This is a genomic window from Vibrio sp. SCP2, assembly GCF_059295395.1.
Genome location: NZ_JCAFVV010000014.1, coordinates 32,029 through 58,381, shown reverse-complemented (window position 1 = coordinate 58,381; position 26,353 = coordinate 32,029). Strand labels below are relative to the sequence as shown.

General features: G+C 45.4%; 24 protein-coding genes. 20 read left to right on the top strand and 4 right to left on the bottom strand.

Annotated elements, in window-relative coordinates; translation table 11 throughout:
* Positions 1–613 precede the first annotated feature (613 nt).
* Genes AC5O63_RS21350 through AC5O63_RS21340 form a run of 3 tightly spaced genes read left to right on the top strand, consistent with a single transcriptional unit; the run spans position 614 to position 3,344 of the window.
* On the top strand, positions 614–841 hold the full coding sequence (locus AC5O63_RS21350) for a FeoA family protein (protein ID WP_004747666.1): 228 nt from the start codon (positions 614–616) through the stop codon (positions 839–841).
* Entirely contained in the window at positions 841–3,117 is a 2,277-nt protein-coding gene (gene feoB / locus AC5O63_RS21345) for a Fe(2+) transporter permease subunit FeoB (protein WP_494506181.1), read from the top strand. The genes AC5O63_RS21350 and feoB overlap by 1 nt, the downstream gene beginning before the upstream one ends.
* Positions 3,114–3,344, top strand: a complete 231-nt coding sequence (locus AC5O63_RS21340; RefSeq protein WP_494506180.1) for a FeoC-like transcriptional regulator — start codon at positions 3,114–3,116, stop codon at positions 3,342–3,344. The genes feoB and AC5O63_RS21340 overlap by 4 nt, the downstream gene beginning before the upstream one ends.
* Positions 3,345–3,411: 67 nt before the next feature.
* Here AC5O63_RS21340 and AC5O63_RS21335 read toward each other — a convergent pair whose 3' ends face one another.
* The 3 genes from AC5O63_RS21335 to AC5O63_RS21325 form a co-directional block, all read right to left on the bottom strand.
* Complete coding sequence (locus AC5O63_RS21335; RefSeq protein ID WP_494506179.1) at positions 3,412–3,840, bottom strand: HIT family protein; 429 nt, start codon at positions 3,838–3,840, stop codon at positions 3,412–3,414.
* A gap of 116 nt (positions 3,841–3,956) precedes the next feature.
* Positions 3,957–5,690, bottom strand: coding sequence for an arginine--tRNA ligase (gene argS / locus AC5O63_RS21330; protein ID WP_494506178.1), 1,734 nt, complete (start codon positions 5,688–5,690; stop codon positions 3,957–3,959).
* Between the two features lie 445 nt (positions 5,691–6,135).
* The gene (locus AC5O63_RS21325) at positions 6,136–6,774 is read right to left on the bottom strand and encodes a TIGR04219 family outer membrane beta-barrel protein (protein WP_494506177.1); all 639 of its coding nucleotides are present in this window, start codon (positions 6,772–6,774) and stop codon (positions 6,136–6,138) included.
* Between the two features lie 240 nt (positions 6,775–7,014).
* Between AC5O63_RS21325 and AC5O63_RS21320 the strand changes: the two genes are divergently transcribed.
* Complete coding sequence (locus tag AC5O63_RS21320; protein ID WP_494506176.1) at positions 7,015–7,614, top strand: VOC family protein; 600 nt, start codon at positions 7,015–7,017, stop codon at positions 7,612–7,614.
* Between the two features lie 21 nt (positions 7,615–7,635).
* Here the strand turns inward: AC5O63_RS21320 and AC5O63_RS21315 are convergent, their stop codons facing one another.
* Positions 7,636–10,410 (bottom strand): insulinase family protein, encoded by a 2,775-nt coding sequence (locus AC5O63_RS21315; protein ID WP_494506175.1) that lies wholly within the window; start codon positions 10,408–10,410, stop codon positions 7,636–7,638.
* A gap of 307 nt (positions 10,411–10,717) precedes the next feature.
* On the opposite strand from AC5O63_RS21315, the gene sixA reads away from it, so the two are divergent.
* The 16 genes from sixA (at position 10,718) to AC5O63_RS21235 (ending at position 26,351) form a co-directional block, all read left to right on the top strand.
* Positions 10,718–11,182, top strand: coding sequence for a phosphohistidine phosphatase SixA (sixA, locus tag AC5O63_RS21310; RefSeq protein WP_494506174.1), 465 nt, complete (start codon positions 10,718–10,720; stop codon positions 11,180–11,182).
* 155 nt (positions 11,183–11,337) lie between these two features.
* Complete coding sequence (gene flhA / locus AC5O63_RS21305; protein ID WP_171322511.1) at positions 11,338–13,431, top strand: flagellar biosynthesis protein FlhA; 2,094 nt, start codon at positions 11,338–11,340, stop codon at positions 13,429–13,431.
* A gap of 29 nt (positions 13,432–13,460) precedes the next feature.
* Complete coding sequence (gene flhF, locus AC5O63_RS21300) at positions 13,461–14,939, top strand: flagellar biosynthesis GTPase FlhF (RefSeq protein ID WP_171322513.1); 1,479 nt, start codon at positions 13,461–13,463, stop codon at positions 14,937–14,939.
* 13 nt (positions 14,940–14,952) lie between these two features.
* Complete coding sequence (locus AC5O63_RS21295; RefSeq protein ID WP_038197399.1) at positions 14,953–15,840, top strand: MinD/ParA family protein; 888 nt, start codon at positions 14,953–14,955, stop codon at positions 15,838–15,840.
* Positions 15,833–16,567 (top strand): RNA polymerase sigma factor FliA, encoded by a 735-nt coding sequence (locus AC5O63_RS21290; RefSeq protein ID WP_004748637.1) that lies wholly within the window; start codon positions 15,833–15,835, stop codon positions 16,565–16,567. Before AC5O63_RS21295 ends, AC5O63_RS21290 begins: the two co-directional genes overlap by 8 nt.
* A 45-nt stretch (positions 16,568–16,612) precedes the next feature.
* The gene (gene cheY / locus AC5O63_RS21285; RefSeq protein WP_006879571.1) at positions 16,613–16,981 is read left to right on the top strand and encodes a chemotaxis response regulator CheY; all 369 of its coding nucleotides are present in this window, start codon (positions 16,613–16,615) and stop codon (positions 16,979–16,981) included.
* 39 nt (positions 16,982–17,020) lie between these two features.
* Complete coding sequence (locus tag AC5O63_RS21280; protein ID WP_004748639.1) at positions 17,021–17,740, top strand: protein phosphatase CheZ; 720 nt, start codon at positions 17,021–17,023, stop codon at positions 17,738–17,740.
* A 9-nt stretch (positions 17,741–17,749) separates the two neighbouring features.
* Positions 17,750–20,020 (top strand): chemotaxis protein CheA, encoded by a 2,271-nt coding sequence (locus tag AC5O63_RS21275; protein WP_494506173.1) that lies wholly within the window; start codon positions 17,750–17,752, stop codon positions 20,018–20,020.
* A gap of 24 nt (positions 20,021–20,044) precedes the next feature.
* The gene (locus tag AC5O63_RS21270) at positions 20,045–21,166 is read left to right on the top strand and encodes a protein-glutamate methylesterase/protein-glutamine glutaminase (RefSeq protein WP_171322517.1); all 1,122 of its coding nucleotides are present in this window, start codon (positions 20,045–20,047) and stop codon (positions 21,164–21,166) included.
* 9 nt (positions 21,167–21,175) lie between these two features.
* Complete coding sequence (locus AC5O63_RS21265; RefSeq protein WP_239826254.1) at positions 21,176–21,952, top strand: ParA family protein; 777 nt, start codon at positions 21,176–21,178, stop codon at positions 21,950–21,952.
* The gene (locus tag AC5O63_RS21260) at positions 21,945–22,988 is read left to right on the top strand and encodes a chemotaxis protein CheW (protein ID WP_494506172.1); all 1,044 of its coding nucleotides are present in this window, start codon (positions 21,945–21,947) and stop codon (positions 22,986–22,988) included. Before AC5O63_RS21265 ends, AC5O63_RS21260 begins: the two co-directional genes overlap by 8 nt.
* Positions 22,989–23,025: 37 nt before the next feature.
* Positions 23,026–23,520: a chemotaxis protein CheW gene (locus tag AC5O63_RS21255; protein WP_004413313.1), complete on the top strand. Its 495-nt coding sequence runs from the start codon at positions 23,026–23,028 to the stop codon at positions 23,518–23,520.
* Complete coding sequence (locus AC5O63_RS21250; RefSeq protein ID WP_494506171.1) at positions 23,520–24,014, top strand: DUF2802 domain-containing protein; 495 nt, start codon at positions 23,520–23,522, stop codon at positions 24,012–24,014. Before AC5O63_RS21255 ends, AC5O63_RS21250 begins: the two co-directional genes overlap by 1 nt.
* A gap of 189 nt (positions 24,015–24,203) precedes the next feature.
* Positions 24,204–24,824, top strand: coding sequence for a cytochrome c biogenesis heme-transporting ATPase CcmA (gene ccmA / locus AC5O63_RS21245; RefSeq protein WP_004748645.1), 621 nt, complete (start codon positions 24,204–24,206; stop codon positions 24,822–24,824).
* A 2-nt stretch (positions 24,825–24,826) separates the two neighbouring features.
* A complete protein-coding gene (gene ccmB, locus AC5O63_RS21240) occupies positions 24,827–25,495 on the top strand; it encodes a heme exporter protein CcmB (RefSeq protein ID WP_004748646.1) in 669 nt (222 codons plus the stop codon).
* 103 nt (positions 25,496–25,598) lie between these two features.
* Positions 25,599–26,351: a heme ABC transporter permease gene (locus tag AC5O63_RS21235; RefSeq protein WP_004748647.1), complete on the top strand. Its 753-nt coding sequence runs from the start codon at positions 25,599–25,601 to the stop codon at positions 26,349–26,351.
* Positions 26,352–26,353 lie beyond the last annotated feature (2 nt).

The following is a 26,353-nucleotide window of genomic DNA, read 5'->3' as shown; positions in this document are numbered from 1 at the left end:
AGAAAGAAAAAAATATCGTGGCATAGCCGGGGGGACTATACCACGGGTGCCAACGACACCTTCGCTTGCTGCCGGAGTGACGCTGATGCGCCACCTCTGGAATTCAATGTTGTCTTAAGGGATTCCCTCTCGACGTGATTAACTATAGCGAGTCGGACTTTTTTTACTTATAAAATTAACGCCAAGATGGCATAAGAAAAGCGACAGTTAACTAAGGTGCTGTATATTAAGGAAAAATTGGTTTTTCTCTTTATTTGTTTCAGCAATTAATCTGCCCAAACAGTAAGAAAAAGTTATCTTTTGACGTAATTGACGAGTGCGCTTTTAACGTTTTTGCCTGCAGTGACCCAAGCTGAAGGGCTTCTGTAACGGATCTAAAGAGTGGCTTATCAGAGGTGGTGCAGCATGCGAAATACTCACCTTTGCCACAATAGGTAATTAGCGACCACAAGAGCCGTCTATAACCTCTTAATCGATAAATTGAGTCAGATATTCTCAACGCTTCTATCGAAACTTGGAAACATTGATTTCAGGCAAGATCTGCTAAAACAGTTGAAGATAAAATTGTAAGCATAAATAACAATCCTTCTCATTATAAATAACTGGTCTCGCAATGAAACTCTCACAACTACAACAAGGGCAAGTAGCCACTATTACTGGTTTCTCAGAGCTCTCTAATGACGTACGAAAAAAACTGATGGTGATGGGGCTTTTGCCGCAAACTCCGGTCACCTTGATTCGCAAAGCCCCAATGGGTGACCCGCTACAAGTCGAAGTTCGCGGAGTTTCGCTTGCTGTCCGCGTTAACATTGCCGATGCAATTACAGTGGAGGCGAACTAATGGAGTACAAAATTCTAACGGTTGGTAACCCTAATAGCGGTAAAACGACACTCTTCAATGGCTTAACAGGCGCCAAGCAGCAAGTAGGTAACTGGGCAGGGGTCACTGTCGAGAAGAAAACAGGTAAGTACTCTCATTCTAGCGACGACTTTTTGCTTACCGACCTTCCGGGTATCTATGCTTTAGACAGCGGCAATGATGGTAATAGTATTGATGAGTCTATTGCGTCAAGAGCAGTGCTAACCCATCCCGCAGACCTAATTATTAATGTTGTCGACGCCACTTGTCTCGAACGCAGTTTATATATGACTTTACAGTTGCGTGAGCTTGGCCGCCCTATGGTTGTTGTACTTAATAAGATGGATGCGCTAAAGCGTGAGCGTCAGACCATCGACATTAAAGCGCTTGAAAAAGTGCTAGGTTGCCCAGTGATGGCAATCTCTGCCAACAACAAATCTCAAGTTCAATCCTTTAAGGACCGCCTACATAAAGCGTTGGTACAAGGTGTTGCACTGAATGAAATCCGCCTAGACTACGGGGCAGAATTTGAGCAGGCAATTGAAACTATCTCGCCAATCTTCAAATCGCAATCTGAAGTATCGGCGCGAGCATTGGCGATTCGTGCACTTGAAAACGACCTTTTGGTTGTAAACTCTCTAGCGGAATCTGACCGAATGATCGTAAAAGCGGAGCAGCAGAAAGTTGAGCTAGATATCGATCTACTGGTTGCAGATGTGAAATATACTTTTCTTCACCAGCAGTGCCAGAAAGTGCGTCGCAGCGAAGGTAAACTAAGCCACAGCTTCACAGAGAAAGTGGATGCCATCATTCTCAATAAATGGGTCGGTGTGCCTTTCTTCTTTGTTGTCATGTATCTGATGTTTATGTTCTCTATCAATATTGGTAGCGCCTTTATCGACTTCTTCGATATTGGTGTCGGCGCTTTGCTGGTTGATGGTGGACATTACCTACTTGATGACCATCTGCCAGTTTGGCTAGTGACCTTATTGGCTGACGGTGTTGGCGGCGGTATCCAAACCGTGGCAACGTTTATTCCTGTGATTGCTTGTCTATATCTGTTCCTAGCGGTACTGGAAAGCTCTGGCTACATGTCGCGCGCGGCATTTGTGCTCGATAAAGTAATGCAGAAAATTGGTCTACCGGGTAAAGCCTTTGTTCCATTAGTTCTAGGCTTTGGTTGTAACGTGCCATCGATTATGGCGACACGTACGCTCGATCAAGAGCGTGAAAGAAAGCTTGCTGCCTCTATGGCGCCATTTATGTCATGTGGTGCTCGACTCCCTGTTTATGCGCTATTTGCCGCGGCCTTCTTCCCACAAAGTGGTCAGAACATTGTTTTCGCACTATATCTATTAGGCATTGTTGCTGCAGTATTTACGGGTTTAGTACTTAAGAAGACATTGTACCCAGGCTCAAGTGATAGCCTAGTGATGGAGATGCCGGACTATGAACTGCCGACGATGCGCAATGTGGTGATTAAAACTTGGCAAAAGCTGAAGCGTTTTGTATTGGGCGCGGGTAAAACCATCGTCGTGGTTGTGACGATTCTGAGCTTCCTAAACTCGGTTGGTACAGATGGGTCATTTGGTAACCAAGATAGCGAAAACTCAGTGCTGTCAAAAGCATCGCAAATTGTTACGCCTGTATTTGCCCCAATTGGTATTCAAGAGGACAACTGGCCTGCCACGGTGGGTATCATCACGGGTATCTTTGCCAAAGAAGCGGTAGTCGGTACTTTGAATAGTCTCTATGCGCCAAGCGAAGAGGAAGGTGGTGAATACGACCTAATGGCGAGCTTAGAAGAAGCCGTAATGTCTATTCCAGATAACCTAGCAGGGCTAAGCTACTCAGATCCACTGGGTATTGAAGTGGGCGACTTGACTGACAGCCAAGCGGTTGCAGAAGAGCAAGAAGTAGATGCGTCTATCTTTGGTAACTTGAAAGGCTATTTTGCTTCAAGCAATGCGGCATTTGCTTATCTGATTTTTATCTTGCTTTACACGCCTTGTGTTGCCGCTATGGGTGCCTACGTACGTGAGTTTGGTCAGAAATATGCGCGTTTTATTGCGGTATGGACGATGGGCTTAGCTTACGGGGGGGCGGCGCTTTATTACCAAGTTACTCACTTTGCTGATCACCCTGCTACAAGTTCAGCGTGGATAGCAGGTATCTTGTTAGTGAGTTTTGCGACTTACCGAATTCTTAAGTCCGTGGGTAGCAAACAGAGCCAAGTTTTAGAGGTACAAACCGCATGATTCTTGCTGAGCTAAAGCAGTGTATTGATCAGAACGGAAGCATTTCTCGTCGTGAACTAGCGAAGAAATTCGCGATGAGTGAAGATGGTGTTGATGCGATGCTCTCAGTGTGGATTAAGAAGGGAAAGATCTCGCGATTTATCGATACCAATGCATCACACAAAGTCACTCGTATCAGATACGCTAAAGTGAAAGCCGATGCCTTAGCTCTCAATGTCACCATGTAGGTGGTTTGTGATAGCAAAAGCCGTTCTAGATAGAACGGCTTTTTAATACGCGTTTGGGAATAAGCAGTTACGCTGGAGAGAAAATCGAGCTCAATGAAAGAACATTTTTAATTCGGCCCAAAAGCTGCGCTTGCTCCTCATCACTACGGAATTGACCGCCTGTATTACCCCAAACAGGACCAGGCCAAGCGATGTCATCTTTAAAGCGAGCGATATGGTGAATATGCAGTTGAGGCACCATGTTGCCAAGCGCACCAAGATTGAGCTTGTCAGGTTGGAATGTGGCTTCTAACGCTTGGCTTACCGCTTGTGACTCTAACAAGAACTGTTGCTGCTCTTTCATTGGCAAGTGATGTAACTCTTTTAAGTTGCTTCGCTTAGGTACAAGGATAACCCAAGGTACAGCCTTGTCTTTATGCAGTAGAGCAAGGCATAAAGGGAATTGACCAATCACAGTGGTATCTTTAGCGAGTTGAGGGTGCAGTTCAAAACTCATAGTTAGTATCCGTTTGTCTCTATTTTCGATTAGTATACGCCAAATAAAACAAAAGGTTGACGCTCTCACGCCAACCTTCGTCATTCTAGCTCTCTAGCTCTCTAGCTCTCTAGCTCTTACATACGCTCTAGCGTATCGATACCTAGTAGAGATAGACCTTGCTTGATTGTTTTCGCTGTTAAAGCGGCTAGCTTCAAGCGACTTTGCTTCACAGACTCATCTTCGCTGCTTAGGATCGGGCATGCTTCGTAGAAGCTAGAGAATTGACCCGCTAGCTCGAATAGGTAGCTACACATGATGTGCGGTTGACCTTCACGAGCAACAGATTGAACCGCCTCTTCGAATTGAAGAAGTTTAGCAATCAGCGCTTTCTCTTTCTCTTCGGTTACTTTGATCTCGCCAGATAGCTCATCCATAGAGATACCAGCCTTAGCGAAGATAGAAGAAACACGAGTAAAGGCGTATTGCATGTACGGTGCCGTGTTACCTTCGAATGCCAACATGTTGTCCCAGTCAAACACGTAGTCAGTGGTACGGTGCTTAGATAGGTCAGCGTATTTAACCGCAGCCATAGCCACCGTTTTCGCGATGTTTGCTTTCTCTTCAGAGTCTAGGTCAGCGTTCTTAGATTCGATTAGCTTGATTGCGCGCTCTTCTGCTTCATCAAGAAGATCAGCAAGACGAACTGTACCACCTGCACGAGTCTTAAATGGACGACCATCTTTGCCTAGCATCATACCGAAAGCGTGGTGCTCTAAAGAAACTTCTTCTGGCACATAGCCTGCTTTACGAACGATAGTCCAAGCTTGCATTAGGTGTTGGTGCTGACGAGAGTCAATAAAGTAAAGTACGCGATCTGCGCCTAGTGTTTCGTAACGGTACTTAGCACAAGCGATATCAGTCGTGGTGTATAGGAAACCGCCGTCACGCTTCTGGATGATAACACCCATCGCTTCACCGTCTTTGTTTTTGTATTCATCTAGGAACACAACTTGAGCGCCGTCATCTTCTTGCGCTAGACCTTGCTGTTTAAGGTCAGCAACAATGCCAGGTAGCATGTCGTTGTACATGCTTTCGCCCATAACATCATCGCGAGTTAGAGAGACGTTTAGACGGTCGTAGTTACGTTGGTTTTGAACCATAGTAACGTCAACAAGCTTTTTCCACATTTCAGCGCAGTATTCATCACCGCTTTGAAGTTTTACAACGTAGTTACGTGCTCTTACTGCGAACTCTTCGTCTTCGTCGTATAGTTTCTTAGACTCACGGTAGAAGGCTTCAAGGTCTGAAAGCTCCATTGAAACTTCACCAGACTCTTTTTGTACGCGTTCTAGGTTTGCGATAAGCATACCGAACTGAGTGCCCCAGTCACCGATGTGGTTAGCACGAACAACTTTGTGGCCAAGGAATTCTAGTGTACGAACAACAGCATCACCGATGATAGTTGAACGTAGGTGGCCTACGTGCATCTCTTTAGCAACGTTTGGTGCAGAGTAGTCAGCAACAATCGTTTTTTGTTCTTCTGCTGCAACGCCTAAACGAGCGTCTGCTAGGGCTACATCAGCCTGTTTCGCTAGGAACTCTTCGCTTAGGAAAATGTTGATAAAACCAGGGCCTGCGATTTCTGTTTTGCTCGCGATACCTTCTAGGTCTAGAACATCCAATACTTTTTGCGCGAATTCGCGTGGGTTAGTCCCTAGTTTTTTTGCAACGCCCATCACACCATTTGCTTGGTAGTCACCAAACTGAGGTTTTGCAGATTGGCGAACGGCTGCAGGGCTGCCTGCAGGTGCACCAGCGGCTTCTAAAGCCTGAGAAACTTTGTCATTAATAAGTGCTTGGATATTCACACGCGCTTCCTTCAATTCTTGGGAATTGGTTAGCTATGCATTCGTTACTATTCGGGTGATTCTTCGAGTGGAACCATGAATAATATCCACCAAGTGGAGTGAATGCATATCTCGATCTAGTTCATAAATTTGGCGCACATAATAGCAACTTTATTGCTTCTCTTATAGGGAGTGAACTGGGAAATTTACTACTTTTCCTGATGATCTTGTTACTATTAGGAAAAAATTAACGTTTTGACTAAATCATTCAAGAGGAATGGCTGTTGAAAGCATAAAGAACTGGGTTACCAACCAAACGTGAACAGTTTGATTTTATGCATAAAATTCATGAATTAAGCGAATTTCTGCATATTAATTGCCCATGTTTTTACTCGTTGGAGCACATGAACGAAAAAGACGGCTACAAAAGAGCCGTCTTGAGATTGTTTTAAGCCGAGCTAAGCGATTAGAACTTGAGTTCTGCACCCATGAAGTAACCATCCATACGGATGTTGGTTTCCTTAATTGTCTTATGCTTAAACTCGTTATCCATAACGCGGTAACCCGCCTTTAAGCCGAGATCAAGTGGGCCCATTTCGATGGTCCATTTTGCGCCAGCTTCACCATCAAAAGTTTTGGTGCCGTCAAAACGACCCGCAGAAACCGTTGAGTACAAGGTGACTGGTGTTGCTGGGATGGTAAATTCTACATCACCGTACGCAGCCGGTTGCCACTCATTATCTTTTACGCCAGAAAAATGTTGCATGTTTAGACCGAAGTCAACGCCGATCATATTAGTGTCGATCAAACGGTAGTAAGCAATGTAGTCAACTTGGCGGTACGACATATCAAACTTGTCAGATTTTACGTTTGTTGAACGGATTTTTGCGTTAGGGATTAGCGGAACAAAGTGTTCGAAACCGACGTAGTATGAATACTGTGATTGGCGTTCACCCGCTTTAATGTCATCTACTTTTGCTTCCGCTGACCAGTAATCGAAGCCACCTTTAATTTCAAAGGTATCCCCAGGTGCCGATAGGGCCGCAAATGGAGTAAGAGCAGAAAGGGTAAGGCCAGCGCCCAAAAGAGTTTTCTTAAAAGACATGATTGCAATCTCGTAGCAAAAGTTGATGAATAAAAACGGCACGAAATATAGCAGCATTAGAGATTGGAAAAGTCCGGGTAATGTCATTGTTTTACGTTGAACTATATGGTTCAGCTATTAACCATTATCTTCGAAATATGAGTGGTTTAGTGGTGACACACTTTTATGGATGCTGTCACTGCTGGTACTGTGCATCATTGAACGGTAACATTCACGCATTAGCACTGAAAGGAAAGTTCGATGACCAGTCAATTACAGCAAGCTGCGCTTTTGCCATCGCAAATGCAGCAAGACCTGCCTGAGTTCATTTCTCAAATCATGACGCTTGCTGACAAGCTTGGTTTAGAGTTATCTCAGTATCAAGCTGATCACATCGCCATGCGCATTAATGAGCCAGATTTGGCTATGCAAGCACATCAGGAGTGGAGCTCGTATGGGCAAGTTATCTCACAAGCACAGATCAATGGCCGACCTATTGTTGTTATTGCGTTTGATACACCGCTTGAAAGTCACGGTTGGAGTTTTGAGTGTTTGGAGTTGCCTTATCCAGCACAAGGGAAGTTTTACCCAAAACAGGGTTGGGAACACGTTGAGTTTGTTGTGCCTTCAACGGCGCAAACCGCAGAGGAGTACCTAGCGGATCTCATGCAACAATTCCCTGATTTTGCGACTCAGTGGGAGAGGCTGTCAGATCTCGGCATCAAAACTAAGCTATCAAGCCCGAAAGGGGAAGGTGAGCGTCTGAATAACCCGACGGTGGCATTCAAATGGCAAGGGGTGTGCATGAAGCTCCACCCCCATTCATTGAAAAAGATTGTTGAGTCTGAGCAGGCTGTTTAAGCCTGCAAAATCACATAGCGATTAGCCAAGTTCAATATCTTTAGGTCTCAATTGAAATTCTTCAATTGAGCCTATCTCCAAACCAAGGTTTAGCTTCTCTGATTCATGATGCGCGTTACCTTGAGTATGCATAATGAGACGATTAGCTGTTCTTGGCTTAAGCTCGTTAACCACAAAACGAATCATGTCGGTGCGGGTTAATGCTTTTAACTCTTCTAACACCACTTCCCGCTGATTGAACTCCGTATCCTTATTACCAATCGCCACCCATAAGCGTTGGGCGCGCCCACGTAAAGTGGTATCTGGGGTCGAAATTTGATTCCACAGACCTCGTTTACTGCTATGCCATTGGTATTCATTAAGCTCGAGCAACACCATGTAAAAGGCGTTGAGGAACTCGTCAATGGAACTGATAAGATCAATCGGCGCCGCATTTGGTGACTGAACATAAAGTGCAATTCCCGGGTGCCTATTTAATGGCAGATTCCCCGTACCAACCATGTAGCCAAGCTGCTGTTTGGTTCGGATCTCATGGAAGAAGGTCGCAGACATCAAGTGATTGGCTAAGGAATACAAAGCGATGCTTTTGGGACTGGTATCGTCACACTGGTAATACAGTACAGTGGCTGAATCTTCCTGATCACAGAAGACTTCTCGTTGGAATGAACCGTTTTTGCCGAGCATAACAAGTGGGCGCAGGGCTTCTTCATATTGCTGGTCTTGTACTCTTAATGCATCTTTGAGTGTGTTGCCGAGTGACAGTGCATCTGCTCTTGTCCAATCGCCGTAGACAAACATTTCGACGTGTAATTCCGCCAAGATCGCGTCAACAAAGCTCGCTAATTCATCTACCTCTATTGACTCTAAGGCTTCAACTAAGACGGAGTAGGGAGGGTTGTTGGGTTGTAAAATACCTGTCAATGCGTTGAAAAGCTGTGAAATTGGACGATCCTGAGCTGAATTGCGCCAATTTCTTAGCAGTTGCTGCTTGATGGTGTTAAATCGCTGGCTACTAAACTCACGCTTAGCGAACCTCTCTAAGATCTGTTTCATTAACTCAGGCTGCTTTTGGCTAAAACCCGATATTGTGAGAGTGACACCACCTTGATGGGCATACATGTTGTAACCCATCCCGGCAATCTCTGCTTGGTAAGTATCAGCAGCGAGGCTGTCTAAAAACATCTCTACACAAAGGCGCGTTTTGACGATGTTTCGAGGGGTTTCTACCGCATGTGGGCTATCTATTGCGATATAAACGACGCCCTTTGGTACACGAAACTCATCGTCTTGTAGATGCCAAAGCTTAAACCCTGGCAGCTCTTCTAAAACTTGAGGGGTTGCATGGGAAATCTCTAGTTCTTTAGGGTCAAGGTCGTAGCAAATGAACGGGTTTTTTTCAGGTAGTTCGAACGCTAATGGACTTGGCTCAAGGTAGTGCTCCCTTTGTTGTTGAGTAAACTCTGTCACTGAGTAAGGGGTGAAGTACCATTTGGCCGTTTTATCATATTCATAGCCATGCGCGATAAGCGTTGTACGCAGATTGGCTGGAGAAAAGTAGTCAAGCAGCGACTTAAGCAGTGTTTCATCGTAGCGCTTCATCATGAAATCGCCGTAGACGATGTCTTGCTCTTGATAGTGCTGCATATTGACCACTAAGTGGCTCACCAGATCGAGAGGACGAGTTGGCTCTTGGAAGCGAAATGCGGACTCTAGAACCGCTTGCTTTTCTAGGTAACGCCACTCATCTAACCCGTTTTCTGCAATCAAAGAGATATAACTAAAGACCGCTTGAGTAATATCGTCTATGTAATCAAGACCAAGTGGAGTGAGTGCGCAGCTGACCGTAAACTCACGATAATTGCTGCCACTTGTGCCTCCTCCGGCAGATAAAGAGGTAATCCAGCCTTTATCTTTGAGCACCAACATTAAGCTTCCAGCACCTTCGTAACCGAGTAGGTGAGCAAAATAAGACAACGGTTTCGATTGGTAGTGCTCATCCATGCTTGGCATTGGGAAAGTCAGGATGAGTTTACGAATCTCTTTGACCGGTTCGACATTAACTAAGATTGAGGTTGATTGCTTGTCGGTATAAGGCGCAGTAATACACTTCCCTGATAGTTCATGATTAGGAATTGCCGAGAATTTTTCGTGGCACCACGCTTCTAACTCATCCAGCTCTTGAGGACCAATCAATGTGAGCGTCATTAAGTCGGCGGAGTATTGCTCATAGTGGAAGCTGACAATCTCATCTCGAATCGATTGCCCATCTCTATCAGCCAACGTCTCTAAATTACCAACTGAAAATTTGCTGAAAGGGTGGACAGGATTAACCAGCTCTTTGTGGACTTGATACAACCTTCTCGAGTCATCGTTGAGTTTTAGTTTGTATTCAGATTCGACCGCTTGGCGCTCTTTATCTAGTGCCTCTGAGTTAAAAAGAGGCGCAGTAAAAAACTGACTAAAACGATCAAGGCTTGGTTCAAATGCGCTCGGCGAGACATCAAAAAAGAAACAGGTATGTTCAGTGCCCGTCCATGCGTTATTGCTGCCACCGTGTTGATTAATATAGCTTTGAAACTCACCCACTTTAGGGTATTTTTCTGTGCCCAAAAATAGCATGTGTTCTAAATAGTGGGCGAGGCCTTCTCTATCGGCTGGGTCGTCGAAGTGACCAACATTCACTGCTAATGCAGCTGCGGACTTTTGCGCACTGTGATCGTGAATTAGTAAAACCCGCACACCGTTAGCTAAGGTGAGGTAACGGTACTGGTTCGTATCATTTGGACTAATGTGCACAATACACTCTCCGAACTTATGAAGTGGTCTTATAGACAATAGAGTAATTATGACTCGGATATGGGCGACTGCAAACTATCTGTTTGAGAAATATGAGCAAAATGGGTTAACGATAGTTAACAATTTGACTTTAAATAGTGTTAAGAAAGTCAGGGTCTTTGCTCAAAGAATTGATATAATTATTTACAGTTCAACGAAAATTTAGCGGTTTTATAATTTTCCGCTCAATAATAATTACGCTGTAGATAAACAGTGAGACAACAATATTCCGCATTAAAACGACGGCGGATAGTATTAGGAATATGCCATGAAAATTTTCATCATGCGTCATGGAGAAGCCGAGCATTTTGCCCAATCAGATGCCGAAAGAGAGCTCACTCAAAATGGTAGGAGTGCCTCTGTCGCGGTAGCCCGTGCTTGTGCGGAGAGAGGTTTTTCACAGTTCGATAAAGTGTTAGTCAGCCCCTATGTTCGCGCTCAGCAGACCTGGCAAGAAATATCGAACTGTTTTCAATCCGAGCAAGTAGAAACATGTGAAGACATTACGCCTTACGGTGAATCAGAGCCGGTTGCGGACTATGTATCGGCGCTTATCGATGTTCACCAATACCAAACGATCTTGTTGGTATCGCATCTTCCGTTAGTCGGCTATCTTACCGCCGAGTTTGTCGCTGACATTCATCCGCCTATGTTTCCCACTTCAGGTTTAACCTGCATTGAATATTCGCCAGAAAAACGCTCTGGTGAGATTTTGTTCAATATTCAACCCTAATTGTTGCGTTTGGCAGGGAAAGCTTACCTCCCTGCTAAGCCACTCTTCATTACGCTGAATCCTCAGTCAGCCATTAATTTGACAGAGTAGATGGACTGGATATTGCATAGCTAGTCCAAGTTCTTCTTTTTTCCGACTATTGTAGCTACTCAACTATGAAGTTTTCTTTGCCGTTTGCGGACAAGTTACCACCAATTCCTCAAAGAGCGATGCCTGCGATTGGCGCTCCGATCATGGTATTGGCTACATTGGCAATGGTTATCTTGCCAATTCCAGCATTCTTGCTCGACTTATTCTTTACCTTCAATATCGCTTTAGCCATGGTTGTCTTGTTGGTGACGGTATACACCCGCAGACCCCTCGACTTCGCAGCATTTCCTACCGTACTGCTGATATCGACACTTTTACGTCTGGCGTTAAACGTAGCGTCAACGCGTGTGGTACTGCTTTATGGTCATGAAGGTTCAGGTGCCGCTGGTAAAGTAATTGAAGCCTTTGGTAGCGTAGTTATTGGTGGTAACTATGCAGTGGGTCTTGTGGTCTTCCTGATCTTGATGATCATTAACTTCATGGTTGTGACCAAAGGTGCAGGACGTATCTCTGAAGTTAGCGCACGTTTTACCTTGGACGCCTTACCGGGTAAGCAGATGGCGATTGATGCTGACTTAAATGCCGGACTGATTGACCAAGACCAAGCCAGAACGCGTCGTCAAGAAGTGACCAAAGAGGCAGACTTCTACGGCTCGATGGATGGTGCTTCAAAATTCGTAAAAGGTGATGCGATTGCCGGTATCTTGATTCTGTTTATCAACATCATCGGCGGCCTATCCATCGGTATGGCCCAGTATGACCTTGGCTTTCAAGAAGCGCTTCAAATCTACACCCTATTGACGATTGGTGATGGTTTGGTTGCCCAAATTCCATCGTTACTACTTTCAATCGGTGCGGCGATCATGGTAACTCGCCAAAACACTGATGAAGATATGGGACAGCAGGTTGTCTTCCAAATGTTCGACAACCCGAAAGCCTTGATGATTACCGCTGCTATTCTTGGCGTGATGGGCTTAGTCCCGGGAATGCCACATTTTGCGTTCTTGTTGTTAGCCATTATTGCTGGTGGCGGTGCTTACTGGATTTACCGCAAGCAGAAGAAAGCAGCAGAGCAACCGGCGACTCCCGCAACGACCGAACAAGAAACGGCGACACCCAAAGAGCTCTCTTGGGATGACGTTCAACCTGTCGATATCATTGGTTTAGAAGTTGGCTATCGACTTATCCCTCTGGTTGATAAAGACCAAGGTGGTGAGTTATTGGAGCGTGTTAAAGGAGTACGTAAAAAACTATCGCAAGATTTTGGATTCTTAATTCCAGCAGTGCATATTCGCGATAACCTAGAGCTCACACCAAACAGCTATCGTATTACCCTGATGGGGGTAGCTGTCGGTGAAGCAGAAATTCGACCAGATATGGAGCTCGCCATTAACCCTGGACAGGTCTACGGGATGATTGAAGGTGAACCAACAATCGACCCGGCGTTTGGACTTGAAGCGGTTTGGATACGCGAAGAGCAACGCGAACATGCGCAAGCGCTCGGTTATACCGTGGTCGACTCATCGACGGTACTGGCAACTCATTTAAGTCAGTTGCTGACCAACAATGCCTCACAACTAATTGGTCATGAAGAAGTGCAAAATCTGCTTGAGATGCTTGGTCGAAGCACACCTAAGTTGGTGGAGAGCTTTGTACCAGATCAGCTTCAATTGGGCGTGGTAGTTAAAGTACTGCAAAATCTGCTTAATGAAGCGGTACCAATCCGAGATATCCGTACCATTGTTCAAACCTTGTCCGAGTACTCAAGTAAGAGTCAAGAACCCGACATTCTGACTGCTGCGGTTCGCATCTCATTGAAACGCTTAATTGTTCAGGAAATCAATGGGATAGAGCCTGAGTTGCCAGTGATTACTCTTATTCCTGAGTTGGAACAAATATTGCATCAGACAATGCAGGCTTCTGGCGGGGAATCAGCGGGAATTGAGCCAGGCTTAGCAGAGCGACTACAATCATCATTAAGCCAAGCGACTCAAGAGCAAGAGCTAAAAGGTGAACCTGCGGTGCTTCTGACATCTGGCGTGTTACGTTCTACGCTTGCCAAGTTTGTTAAGAACACGATTCCTTCACTAAGAGTTCTCTCTTATCAAGAAGTCCCTGACGAGAAACAAATTCGCATTGTTCAGGCTGTCGGAAACTAAGTCTAATGCGTTGATATACGGTACTTAATTTGAAGATTAAACGATTTTTTGCCAAGGATATGCGCACCGCCTTACTCCAAGTGAAAGGGGAGTTAGGCGATGACGCGGTGATCATGTCAAACAAAAAAGTCGCGGGTGGTGTAGAAATTGTCGCTGCGGTTGATGGGGCTGAAGGAGCAAAACGTCAAAGCAACGGTTATAACTCAAACCCTCGTCACAATAATACTCGCCAGGCACCTGCCAGTATTCCTACGCCAAATCAACGCGCACTGGATGACGACCGTGTGAGCTTGCAATCCCAAGCGGATTCGGGTCGCTCAATGACCAAGCGCTTTGCGAGTATGCTTAAACAGTACAGCAATGGCGCAGACGGTTCGCAGCAGGAACGCGATGACAACCCTGATTCTTTGTCTGCCTTACTTCAAAGGCAGTCGGCGACACGTGACCAATCGCGTGAAAACGTTCAGATTAAAGAAGATTCCCCATTAGCACGTTTAATTGCTGAAGATCGCCGAGTTGAAAGGCCAGCAGCTAAACTTGATCCAACGCGTTATGAGCGTCAACGTCGTGAAGATCCTTCAGTCTCGAATGAAGACCTAGAAGAGATGAAAGAAGAGATGACGTCGATTCGTCAGCTTCTAGAACATCAGGTTTCAGGCTTAATGTGGCAAGAGGTGGAGCGTCGTGAGCCATTGCGCGCGATGCTCATTAAACGCCTAGAGCGTATGGGTGTCTCTTCTGACCTAGCCGATCAGCTCGCCTGTTATATTCCTGAAGATACGCCACCGACTAAGGCATGGAAAGCGCTGCTTGGCTTGGTTTCAGACCAGATACCTATTTCTCGCCAAGATATCTTAAAACGTGGTGGTGTGGTTGCACTGTTAGGCCCAACAGGAGTGGGTAAAACCACAACGGTTGCGAAACTGGCGGCACGTGCTGCGATGGAGTACGGATCAGACAACGTAGCACTGGTTTCGACAGACACCTATCGTATCGGTGCACACGAGCAATTGGCGATTTACGGAAGAATTATGGGATGTCCTGTAAAAGTCGCTAAAGATTCCAATGAGTTAGCCGATGTAATATATCAATTAAGAAATCGTCGCCTAATTCTGGTTGATACAGCAGGTATGGGACAGCGTGATGTAAGGCTGTCTGAACAATTAGATACGCTTATGCATGAAAGTGGAGAAATGATTCACAGCTACTTGGTTTTGCCTGCAACGGCGCAACGAAAAGTACTGCAAGAGACCATAGATCACTTTAAACGCATACCGCTATCAGGGTGCATTATGACTAAACTGGATGAATCGCTGAGTCTCGGTGAATTTGTCAGTGTCGTTGTACAGAATTCTCTGCCCGTTGCTTACATAGCGAATGGACAACGAGTTCCGGAAGATATTGTAATAGCGCAACCGAAGTACATGGTCGCTAAAGCAAACGAATTATTAGAGAAGTCGACAGATGATGAACCTCACTACTGGAATAGTGAAGCGGAGAGGTTCTAGGCGGCGGACGATTATGACTAAAGATATGATACAAGACCAAGCAAGCGGATTACGCCGCTTAACACAGCCATCATTGACCAAGGTTATTTCTGTAACCGGTGGTAAAGGCGGTGTTGGTAAATCAAACGTAACGTTGGGTATGGCTATCTCAATGGCTCGCCAAGGCAAAAAAGTCATGGTGCTAGATGCTGATTTGGGATTGGCAAATGTCGATGTAATGCTCGGTATTCGGCCAAAGCGTAACCTAGGCCATGTGCTCGCAGGCGAATGTGAACTTAAAGATGCGATTGTAGAAGGTCCGCATGGTATTAGGATCATTCCAGCGACGTCGGGAACCCAGTCGATGACCGAGCTGTCGCATGCTCAGCATATCGGTTTGATCCGAGCGTTTGGCAGCTTAGAAGATGAAATGGACGTTTTGCTGATTGATACAGCGGCGGGTATTTCAGACATGGTTGTGAGTTTTTCTAGAGCTGCACAAGATGTTGTTGTAGTAGTTTGTGACGAACCTACGTCAATCACTGATGCATATGCTTTAATTAAACTGTTAAGCAAAGAACATCAGGTGCAACGTTTTAAAATCGTTGCAAATATGGTCAGAAGCTATCGAGAAGGCAGAGAATTGTTCGCAAAGTTGACCTTGGTCACAGAGCGATTCTTGAATGTGAGCCTAGAGCTCGTAGCATGTATTCCGTTGGATGATAAAGTTAGACAATCTGTTAAGAAACAAAAGATTGTTGTAGACGCGTTCCCAAGATCTCCGGCGGCTCTCGCAATTGGCTCCTTAGCGAATAAAGCGCTGACATGGCCAATTCCGAAAACACCGAGTGGACATCTTGAGTTTTTTGTAGAACGCTTACTAAATAGACCTGAGATGCTAGAGGAACCATTTGGTGAATAAGGCTTTGACCTATGAACAGTATGCGAATCAAGATAGCCAACGAGCATTTTTAGAGAAATACTCGGTGTTGGTGAAGCGTATTGCTCACCATTTGCTAGGACGTCTGCCGCCAAGTGTCCAAGTAGAAGATCTTATTCAAGCGGGCATGATTGGATTGCTCGAAGCGCAAAAAAACTACGATGGTAGCAAAGGCGCAAGTTTCGAAACGTATGCTGGCATTCGCATCCGAGGTGCTATGCTTGACGATATACGTCGAGGGGATTGGGTACCTCGTTCTGTACATAAACATAATCGTGAGGTTAGTCAGGCAATATCTACTCTAGAAGGTTTACTTAATAGAGATCCAACTGATGCAGAGGTTGCACAGCATTTGGGGATTAGCCTAGACCAATACCATACAATTTTAACGGATATTAACTGCTCTCGTTTGGTCGGAATAGAAGATCTGGGCGTTTCAGAAGATGCAATTTCACCCGAAGATACCGACAAAGAGAACCTTCCATTCCAAGGTGTAGCAGATGAGTTTTTCCGAAAAGCGCTAGTAGATTCAATTAAATCGCTTCCAGAACGTGAAGCTCTAGTACTTTCGCTTTATTATGATGAAGAGTTAAACTTAAAAGAAATCGGTGAGGTGATTGGTGTTAGCGAGTCACGCGTTAGCCAAATACTAAGCCAGTCAATGCAGCGTCTACGCACAAAGTTAAGTGCTTGGACAAATAATGAGTAAACATCACTGATCTCGAACTCAGTGGAGGCAATTTTGAATAAAAACATGAAAATCCTTATTGTTGACGACTTTTCAACAATGCGTCGTATTGTTAAGAACCTACTTCGCGATCTTGGGTTCAACAATACTCAAGAAGCGGATGATGGCTTAACGGCGTTACCTATGCTCAAGAAAGGGGAGTTCGACTTTGTCGTGACAGACTGGAATATGCCAGGCATGCAAGGTATTGACCTTCTCAAGCATATTCGAGCAGACGATGAACTAAAGCATCTTCCAGTGCTAATGATTACTGCAGAAGCGAAACGCGAGCAGATCATTGAAGCTGCGCAAGCAGGTGTAAATGGTTACATCGTTAAACCGTTTACTGCTGCAACACTAAAAGAAAAACTAGATAAAATATTTGAACGTTTATAAGTCAAGGTATTGACTTAAGGCGCTAAAGGCCAATTCAGAATGATTTCATTAGAACAGGCAAAACAACTCGTAGAGATGTTGGAAGCTGGTCAGCAACAGGAAGCGGATCTTCTTGTGAAAGACATCTACCAAAACGACTCGAATCCAATGTTTCAAGAAATTGGAGAATTGACTCGTGACTTACATGAGTCAATTAAACATTTCAGCATGGATGACCGCATGAGTGAAATTGCCAATGACGAAATCCCAGATGCAAGGGATCGCCTCCAATACGTCATTGACAAAACTGAGGTTGCCGCCAATAAAACCATGGATGCAGTTGATCGCTGTATGCCTATTGCGGATAACCTCCATGAAGGGCTGCTGCAAGTTCGTCCTCAATGGAATGAGCTTATGCATGGTCGAATTGAACTCGCTGAGTTTAAAGCACTTTGTCACCGCATCGATGATCTACTTGGTGAGGTTGAAGGAGACAGCTCAGAACTTCGCGGGCAATTGACTGAGATTCTAATGGCTCAAGACTTTCAAGATCTGACCGGTCAAATCATACGCCGCGTGATTACCTTAGTCGACGAAGTCGAAGGTAGGTTAGTTGAAATACTAACAGCGTTTGGTTCGAGTCAGCTGGAAGAAAGCACGAATAACAAGAACAAAGCATCGACGGACCCTGAAGGTCCAATCCTTAACCCTCAAGAAAGGGATGATGCCGTTTCATCACAAGACGAAGTCGATGACTTACTCTCAAGTCTTGGGTTTTAGAGGTAACATATGAGCTACGATTTAGACGAAGACATCCTACAGGACTTTTTAGTCGAAGCAGGAGAGATATTGGAACTTCTCTCTGAGCAGTTGGTCGAGCTGGAAAACAATCCTGAAGACAAAGATCTCCTCAACGCTATTTTCCGCGGTTTCCACACGGTAAAAGGTGGTGCGGGATTCCTTGCACTCACCGAACTCGTTGACACCTGTCATGGTGCAGAAAACGTGTTCGATATTTTGCGAAATGGACAACGCTCAGTTACTGCAAGTCTAATGGATACCATGCTACAAGCCTTAGATACGGTTAATGAGCAGTTTAAGGCCGTCCAAGATCGTGAGCCGCTTCCTCTAGCAGAACAATCTCTTTTAGATGAATTACATAGACTTTGTAAGCCAGAATCTGAAGATGAAGTAGTAGCTGATGCCCCTGCCGCGGTAGAAGAACCAGTGGTTGAAGAACCTGTTATCGAAGAGCCTGCACCAGTTGAAGCACCTCAAACGGAAGTTTCAGCAGGGTCTATTGATGAAATCACCCAAGACGAATTTGAGAAGTTACTTGATGAACTACATGGTTCAGGCGCTGCGCCTGGTGCCAGTCAAGCCGCTCCTGAAGCCGTCACGCCACCGCCGGCCGCCGCACCTGCGGCAGACCTCGAGATGAGCGGTGATATTACCGATGATGAGTTTGAAAAACTTCTAGATGAACTGCATGGTGCAGGTCAAGGCCCGGGCAAAGGCGATGCCGCGCCAGTAGCTCCATCTGCGCCTGCGGCACCATCTACACCAGCGCCTGCGGCACCATCTACACCAGCGCCTGCGGCTCCAGCAGCCGGTGCCGGTGACAGTGATTTAATGACTGATGAAGAGTTCGAAAAACTTCTCGATGATCTTCATGGTTCAGGTAAGGGCCCTTCTATTGAAGAGCTAGACGCGGCAACTAAGCCTGCGGCGACTAATCCAGCACCTCCTCCGGCTCCTGAACCTAAGGCTGCGCCTGCACCAAAACCAGCTCCAGTAGCTAAAGCCGCACCAAAAGAAGCGCCTAAGCCGCCAGCGAAGAAAGAAGCCGCTGTACCGGCAGCGCAAGCTAAGAAACCGCAAGCAGAAGCGACGGTACGTGTTGATACTTCAACACTTGATACCATTATGAACATGGTTGGTGAGCTTGTACTGGTGCGTAATCGACTGCTTAGCCTAGGGTTAAACAGCAACGATGAAGAAATGTCGAAAGCGGTTGCTAACCTAGATGTTGTTACTGCGGATCTTCAGGGCGCGGTAATGAAAACGCGTATGCAGCCAATTAAAAAGGTATTTGGCCGTTTCCCTCGCGTCGTTCGAGACCTAGCACGTAGCTTGAAGAAAGACATTAATCTTGAAATGCGTGGTGAAGATACCGACCTAGATAAAAACTTGGTTGAAGCGCTTGCCGATCCATTGATTCACTTAGTTCGTAACTCGGTTGACCATGGTATTGAAATGCCTGACGCTCGTGTCGCAGCAGGTAAATCCAAAACGGGTAAAGTGATTCTTTCCGCTTCGCAAGAAGGTGACCACATTGAACTTGCCATCGTCGATGATGGTGGCGGTATGGACCCGGACAAGCTTCGTGGTATTGCGGTTAAACGCGGTATCATGGATGAAGACGCGGCTTCCCGATTAACAGATAAAGAGTGTTTCAACCTGATCTTTATGCCTGGTTTCTCTAGTAAAGAGCAAATTTCAGACATCTCTGGTCGTGGTGTTGGTATGGACGTTGTTAAAACAGCGATCAATACGCTTAACGGTTCAATCGATATTGACTCTGAAATGGGTAAAGGTACCAAGATAACCATCAAGGTACCGCTAACGCTTGCGATTTTGCCAACACTTATGGTTGGTGTAGCGGGGCACCCATTTGCGCTTCCATTGGCAAGTGTGAACGAGATTTTCCACTTAGACTTGAGCCGTACTAACGTAGTTGATGGTCAGCTGACCATCATCGTACGTGAAAAATCGATTCCACTGTTCTATCTACAAAACTGGCTGGCGCCTCAAGCAGGTCAAGTCGAGTTACGTAAAGGACATGGTCACGTCGTGATTGTGCAAATCGGCAGCCAACGTGTTGGTTTTGTCGTCGATACACTCATTGGGCAAGAAGAGGTGGTGATCAAGCCACTAGATAACTTGCTACAAGGTACACCAGGTATGGCTGGTGCAACCATTACCAGTGATGGCCACATCGCACTGATACTAGATGTGCCAGATTTGCTTAAGCAGTATGCCGCTGCTTCTCGAATCTAAATCGCGAAATATAGAAGGACAAATATGGCGATCAAAGTATTAGTTGTCGATGATTCGAGTTTTTTCCGCCGCCGAGTGAGCGAAATCATTAACTCTGAAGCGCGATTAGAAGTTATTGATGTTGCGACTAACGGCAAAGAAGCGGTAGATAAAGCCCTGCGAATCAAGCCTGATGTCATCACCATGGATATTGAAATGCCGGTTATGGACGGCATTACCGCAGTTCGCGAAATCATGGCAAAAAGCCCTGTGCCTATCTTGATGTTTTCTTCGCTTACCCATGATGGGGCGAAGGCAACATTAGATGCACTCGATGCAGGTGCGTTGGACTTTTTGCCAAAGAAATTTGAAGATATCGCACGTAACCGCGATGAGGCAGTAACCTTACTTCAGCAGCGCGTGATTCAAATTGCATCAAAGCGTGCAATGATGCGCCGCAGTATGCCAAAGCCTGCGGCACCAAGTCGTCCAGCATCACAACCTGCGACAACTCGCTCGTCTCTTCGTCCGGCGCCAGCGGCTCCTACCGCTAAGCCTACAGTAGCCACACGTTTTAAATCGAGTGGTAAAAAGTATCAACTGACCGCTATTGGCACCTCTACGGGTGGGCCAGTAGCGCTACAAAAAATTCTCACTAAGTTACCTGCAAACTATCCTCATCCGATTGTGCTTATTCAGCATATGCCAGCTACATTTACGGCGGCATTCGCAAGTCGATTAAATTCCTTGTGTAAGATTCAGGTTAAGGAAGCGGCTGACGGTGATCCATTGAAACCTGGCGTAGCTTATTTAGCTCCGGGTGGCAAGCAGATGATGATTGAAGGACGTCCTGGTTCGGCAAAACTGCGCATTATTGATGGTGGCGAACGCATGAACTACAAGCCGTGTGTTGATGTCACTTTTGGTAGTGCAGCGAAAATCTATTCTGATCAAGTCTTGTCGATGGTACTGACAGGAATGGGCGCAGATGGTCGAGAAGGGGCACGTATGCTAAAAGGTGCCGGCTCAACGATATGGGCTCAAGACGAAGAAAGCTGTGTTGTTTATGGCATGCCACAAGCAGTTGCAAAAGCGGGGATCTCAACAGAGGATCTGCCGTTAGACAGAATTGCTGAACGTATGTTAGTCGAAGTCGGTCTAGCATAGAGGTAAACCATGATTGTTTGGAGCATCGCAAACCAAAAAGGTGGGGTTGGAAAAACCACCACAACGATTACTTTAGCAGGGTTGCTAAGTAAGCAAGGTAAGCGTGTTTTATTAGTGGATACTGACCCTCATGCTTCGTTGACGACTTATCTCGGCTATGACTCTGACAACGTGCCCGCGAGTTTATTCGATCTTTTCCAGCTTAAGGAATATACCGAGCAAACCGTGATGCCACTTGTGATGCAATCTGATATCGAAGGGATCGATTTGATCCCGGCACATATGTCACTGGCGACACTAGACAGAGTGATGGGCAACCGAAGTGGTATGGGATTAATTCTCAAACGCGCGTTGATGGCAATTAAACAGCGTTACGATTATGTTTTGATCGATTGTCCACCAATTCTCGGCGTAATGATGGTCAACGCGTTGGCCGCCAGTGATCGAATTTTGATTCCCGTGCAGACAGAGTTCCTGGCGATGAAAGGTCTTGAGCGAATGATCCGTACTTTGGCTATCATGCAGAAGTCACGCAATAAGTCGTTCAATGTCACGATCGTTCCGACGATGTACGATAAGCGGACAAGAGCATCGTTGCAGACCTTACAGCAGCTTAAGAAAGATTATCCTAATCAGGTGTGGTCATCTGCGGTACCAATCGACACTAAATTTCGAGATGCGAGTTTAAAGCATTTGCCTGTATCTCACTTTGCATCAGGCAGCCGCGGCGTCTTTGCTTATAAGCAGTTGTTGATTTATCTAGAGAGGTTAGCGATAGATGACTAACCAATCTTTGCTTTCAAGTGAACAAGCGTTAGATGATTACTTCTCTGCTTTATTAGAGGAATCACTTGAAGCCGAAGTCAACGACCTCTACCAAGAGCAAGCTCCTGAACTGGAGTTGGTCGCTGAAGCTCACGATGAGCATGGCGAACATCAGCTTGAACCTATGGTTCAGTCAGTCGCTGAGAAGAGCTATTACCAAGCGCCAACAACAGAAGTTGAAGTACCCAATTTAGAAGATGTTGAGCGTCTTCTAGAGCAGTTAGAAAGCACCAACCCAGTTGCAGAGCTTGAACTGGAAGAGGTGATGGAGCAAAACACGGCTGATATCGCTCAAGTTCAGACACAAACTGCCGTTGAAGAGATACAAGACTGGGTGGTTGAAGAACCTGAAATATTGGTTGAAGAACCTGAAATATTGGTTGAAGAGCCTGAATTTAAGGTCGAAGTTCCCGATCTTGATGAAGTCATCACTGAACCAGCGATTGCTGAGCCAGAAGTAGAAATCGATACCAGCATCGAAATCGAGCCAAGTCTAGAGACACAAGCTGGTGGCAGCGATATTGGCGTTTGGCATTCAACGCAAAGAGATGTCGAGTTTCAAGTGCTCTACTTTGATGTCAACAGCGTGACGTTTGCCGTCCCGCTTGATGAGCTTGGTGGTATCCATAGAATCGCTGAACTAAACCATTTAATCGGTCGCCCAGATTGGTACTTAGGTTTACAAACCAGTCGTGAAGCTCAGCTCGATGTCGTTGACACTGCAAAGTGGGTGATGGCAGAGAAGCTGCAAGATGACAGTTATAAAGAGCAGTACCAGTATATTGTCATGTTAGGTGCAAGCATGTGGGGCCTAGCTTCCACGCAGTTAATGGGTACTGAAGCATTAAATCCAGAAATGGTACGCTGGCGAGAAACGGCAGGGAAACGCCCTTGGCTTGCTGGTATGGTAAAAGAAAAAATGTGTGCTTTGATCCACGTTGAAGCATTGATAGCTATGCTTAATGCAGGACTTGATGTTAAAGCATTAGATAAATAGAACATTTGTGCCGATTTTGGCTTAGAGAGGATAAGGTATGTCTCAAACAAATGAAGTAGAAGTAAGAAAAGAGCAGTCGAACGACGAAGTGCTTCAGTGGGTGACGTTCCAGCTAGAAGAAGAAACTTATGGCATCAATGTAATGCAGGTTCGTGAAGTACTTCGTTACACTGAAATTGCGCCAGTTCCTGGAGCACCTGACTACGTACTCGGTATCATCAACCTGCGTGGTAATGTCGTGACGGTTATCGATACACGCTCGCGCTTTGGTTTGATGGAAGGTGAAATCACTGATAATACTCGTATCATCGTGATTGAGTCTGAACATCAAGTGATCGGTATCTTAGTTGATAGCGTTGCAGAAGTGGTTTACCTACGTTCATCAGAAATCGATACCACACCGAGTGTGGGTACCGATGAGAGTGCTAAGTTTATCCAAGGTGTTAGTAACCGTGATGGTAAGCTACTTATCTTGGTGGACCTTAACAAGCTACTGACTGATGAAGAGTGGGATGAGATGGCTCACCTATAATGGACACTAGTTGGATGACCAGTGCTCCAGTTTTGGCTGGAGCAGTCGCGTTAGTTTTTTTGTTTATCTGCTTAGCCTTGTTTCGACTTAAACGAGGTCAGATCCGTTCAGCAGAGCATTTACGCCAACAAAATCGTCATCTAGACAAAGAGCTACAAAAAGCGAATAAACAATTACTTGAAGTACGCTCAGTGGTTGTTGGGCTTGGTCAAAAGGTCAGTGAACAGCAAGATATCATTCAGCATTTAAATGAGCGCATTACAGAACTAGAACAAGCTGATAGTGATGGTCGCCTTTACTCAAGGGCAAGTAAGATGGTTCAGCTAGGTGCTGACGTCAACGAGCTTATTCAAGAGTGTGAGTTGCCAAAAGCCGAAGCTGAGCTGATGATGTCTTTGCAAAACAAAATCTCTGGTAAAGAGAAAGTCCCTCCTCTAGAAACTCGTCCTCCACAGCAAAAATTTGCTGCAAAAAAACGAAGTGCCAAAAGATAGGTTGCTTAAAAAGTGTCTTCGGACACTTTTTTTATTTTTGAATGTAGCCATTTAGTGGTAGTTAATAAGATTTATGTTTGAATATTAACAGATTCTTACTTAGTTTCGTGATTCGTATAGGTCTAATTCTATTTTGTGGTTAAAAGGCTGTGGTAAGATACTAGCTCGAAGTTTATCTAGTGATAGCAAATGTTAGAAGTATCTCAACTGACTGCAATAAGAGATGAAAGAATTCTCTTTGAATCCCTTTCTTTTACCATAGATTCTGGTGAATTAGTTCAAGTCGAAGGACGTAACGGAACAGGTAAAACAACGCTACTGCGCATCATCACTGGACTTGGTGATCGCGACAATGGTGAGATTTACTGGAACGGTGAGAACATAGAATCCAACCGAGATGCTTTCCACCAAGACCTACTGTTCCTTGGTCATCAAACTGGTGTGAAACGTGAGCTTACCGCTTATGAAAATTTGCGTTTCTATTTAAGTATCCATTCACGTAAGCCTGTCGACAAACAAACTATTTATAACGCATTGACTAAGGTAGGGCTTGCAGGTCGTGAAGACGTACCCGTGGCTCAGTTATCTGCGGGGCAGCAGCGTCGAGTCGCTTTAGCACGTTTGTGGCTAAGTGATCACAAATTGTGGATTCTTGACGAGCCTTTGACTGCAATTGATAAGCAAGGTGTGAAAGTGCTTGAGTCGCTGTTTCTTCAGCATGCAGAAAACGGTGGTATTGTCATGCTTACTACGCACCAAGATATGTTTGCGGATAACCCTAAACTCAGAAAAATAAAACTAGGTAACTAATCATGCTCGGCACCATAAATAGTATTATAAGACGCGAGCTGCTGATTGCCTTTCGTCGCCAAGCCGATATTTTTAACCCTCTGTGGTTTTTTATTATTGTTATTACGCTGTTTCCATTAAGTATCGGTCCAGAGCCCAACTTGCTGGCTAGGATCGCGGCGGGGATTGTTTGGGTTGCAGCGTTACTCTCTGCTTTATTGTCTCTTGAACGTCTGTTTCGTGATGACTTTCAAGATGGCGCATTGGAGCAGATGATGCTAATGCCTGTCCCTTTGCCAGTAGTGGTCATTTCAAAGGTGATTGCGCACTGGCTTTTGACAGGTTTGCCATTGATTCTGATAAGCCCACTGTTGTCCATATTGCTGTCTTTAGACTTCAATACTTGGTTAGCCGTGGTATTGACGCTACTTGTCGGTACGCCAACACTCAGCTTTATTGGAGCTATTGGTGTTGCGCTGACAGTAGGGTTACAAAAGGGGGGCGTGTTGCTTAGTTTGCTCGTTTTACCGCTGTATATCCCAATTTTGATTTTTGCGACGTCGGCGATTGATGCCGCGTCACTGGGGATGGCGTACAACGGACAGTTAGCAATTCTCGGCGCTATGTTTATGGGGGCGATGACCCTCACGCCGTTTGCAATTAGTGCTGCACTACGAGTAAGTGTCAATTAGTTGTTTTTGATCAAGCACGAAAATTCCCCTTTCTATAAATTACAAAACTAATAATTGTTTAACGAAAAAGTTAAACGAACTTGAAGTAAGAGTGAGAACGACGATGTGGAAATGGCTCCATCCTTATGCCAAGCCCGAATCAGCCTACCAGCTTTGCGGTAAGCTTTTGCCCTGGTTCTCTGTACTGGCGCTGGTGTGTTTAACCGTCGGCACAGTATGGGGGTTAGCTTTCGCACCTTCTGATTATCAGCAAGGTGATAGCTTTCGAATCATCTATATTCATGTGCCTTCTGCTATCTGGTCTATGGGCGTTTATATGTCTATGGCTATCGCAGCTTTCATTGGTATCGTCTGGCAAGTTCGTTTGTCAGATATGGCAGCGTCTGCCATGGCACCTATTGGTGCGGTATACACCTTTATTGCGCTACTAACTGGCGCGATATGGGGCAAACCAATGTGGGGTACATGGTGGGTATGGGATGCGCGTTTAACTTCTGAACTTATTCTTCTTTTCCTCTACTTGGGTGTTATTGCTCTTTACCATGCGTTTGATGACCAAAAAACAGCAGCAAAAGCGGCGGGTATTTTGGCAATCGTCGGTGTGGTGAACTTACCTATCATTCACTTCTCTGTAGAGTGGTGGAACACCCTTCACCAAGGCGCAACCATTACTAAGTTTGAGAAACCATCTATCTCAAGCAATATGTTGTGGCCTTTGCTACTGAACATTTTTGGATTTGCTTTCTTCTTTGCCTCCGTCACCATGATTCGTTTCCGTAATGAAATTATTAGCAAAGAGAGCCATCGCCCTTGGGTGATCAAGTTAGCAGCAGATAAGTCTCAGAGAGGGAGTTAAAC

What these genes read in the sequence shown, in the direction of transcription:
- AC5O63_RS21350 (WP_004747666.1), top strand. Translation starts at nt 614, where the DNA reads ATGAAACTCTCACAACTACAACAAGGGCAAGTAGCCACTATTACTGGT.
- feoB (WP_494506181.1), top strand. Translation starts at nt 841, where the DNA reads ATGGAGTACAAAATTCTAACGGTTGGTAACCCTAATAGCGGTAAAACG.
- AC5O63_RS21340 (WP_494506180.1), top strand. Translation starts at nt 3,114, where the DNA reads ATGATTCTTGCTGAGCTAAAGCAGTGTATTGATCAGAACGGAAGCATT.
- AC5O63_RS21335 (WP_494506179.1), bottom strand. Translation starts at nt 3,840, where the DNA reads ATGAGTTTTGAACTGCACCCTCAACTCGCTAAAGATACCACTGTGATT.
- AC5O63_RS21325 (WP_494506177.1), bottom strand. Translation starts at nt 6,774, where the DNA reads ATGTCTTTTAAGAAAACTCTTTTGGGCGCTGGCCTTACCCTTTCTGCT.
- AC5O63_RS21320 (WP_494506176.1), top strand. Translation starts at nt 7,015, where the DNA reads ATGACCAGTCAATTACAGCAAGCTGCGCTTTTGCCATCGCAAATGCAG.
- sixA (WP_494506174.1), top strand. Translation starts at nt 10,718, where the DNA reads ATGAAAATTTTCATCATGCGTCATGGAGAAGCCGAGCATTTTGCCCAA.
- flhA (WP_171322511.1), top strand. Translation starts at nt 11,338, where the DNA reads ATGAAGTTTTCTTTGCCGTTTGCGGACAAGTTACCACCAATTCCTCAA.
- AC5O63_RS21295 (WP_038197399.1), top strand. Translation starts at nt 14,953, where the DNA reads ATGACTAAAGATATGATACAAGACCAAGCAAGCGGATTACGCCGCTTA.
- cheY (WP_006879571.1), top strand. Translation starts at nt 16,613, where the DNA reads ATGAAAATCCTTATTGTTGACGACTTTTCAACAATGCGTCGTATTGTT.
- AC5O63_RS21280 (WP_004748639.1), top strand. Translation starts at nt 17,021, where the DNA reads ATGATTTCATTAGAACAGGCAAAACAACTCGTAGAGATGTTGGAAGCT.
- AC5O63_RS21275 (WP_494506173.1), top strand. Translation starts at nt 17,750, where the DNA reads ATGAGCTACGATTTAGACGAAGACATCCTACAGGACTTTTTAGTCGAA.
- AC5O63_RS21270 (WP_171322517.1), top strand. Translation starts at nt 20,045, where the DNA reads ATGGCGATCAAAGTATTAGTTGTCGATGATTCGAGTTTTTTCCGCCGC.
- AC5O63_RS21265 (WP_239826254.1), top strand. Translation starts at nt 21,176, where the DNA reads ATGATTGTTTGGAGCATCGCAAACCAAAAAGGTGGGGTTGGAAAAACC.
- AC5O63_RS21260 (WP_494506172.1), top strand. Translation starts at nt 21,945, where the DNA reads ATGACTAACCAATCTTTGCTTTCAAGTGAACAAGCGTTAGATGATTAC.
- AC5O63_RS21255 (WP_004413313.1), top strand. Translation starts at nt 23,026, where the DNA reads ATGTCTCAAACAAATGAAGTAGAAGTAAGAAAAGAGCAGTCGAACGAC.
- AC5O63_RS21250 (WP_494506171.1), top strand. Translation starts at nt 23,520, where the DNA reads ATGGACACTAGTTGGATGACCAGTGCTCCAGTTTTGGCTGGAGCAGTC.
- ccmA (WP_004748645.1), top strand. Translation starts at nt 24,204, where the DNA reads ATGTTAGAAGTATCTCAACTGACTGCAATAAGAGATGAAAGAATTCTC.
- ccmB (WP_004748646.1), top strand. Translation starts at nt 24,827, where the DNA reads ATGCTCGGCACCATAAATAGTATTATAAGACGCGAGCTGCTGATTGCC.
- AC5O63_RS21235 (WP_004748647.1), top strand. Translation starts at nt 25,599, where the DNA reads ATGTGGAAATGGCTCCATCCTTATGCCAAGCCCGAATCAGCCTACCAG.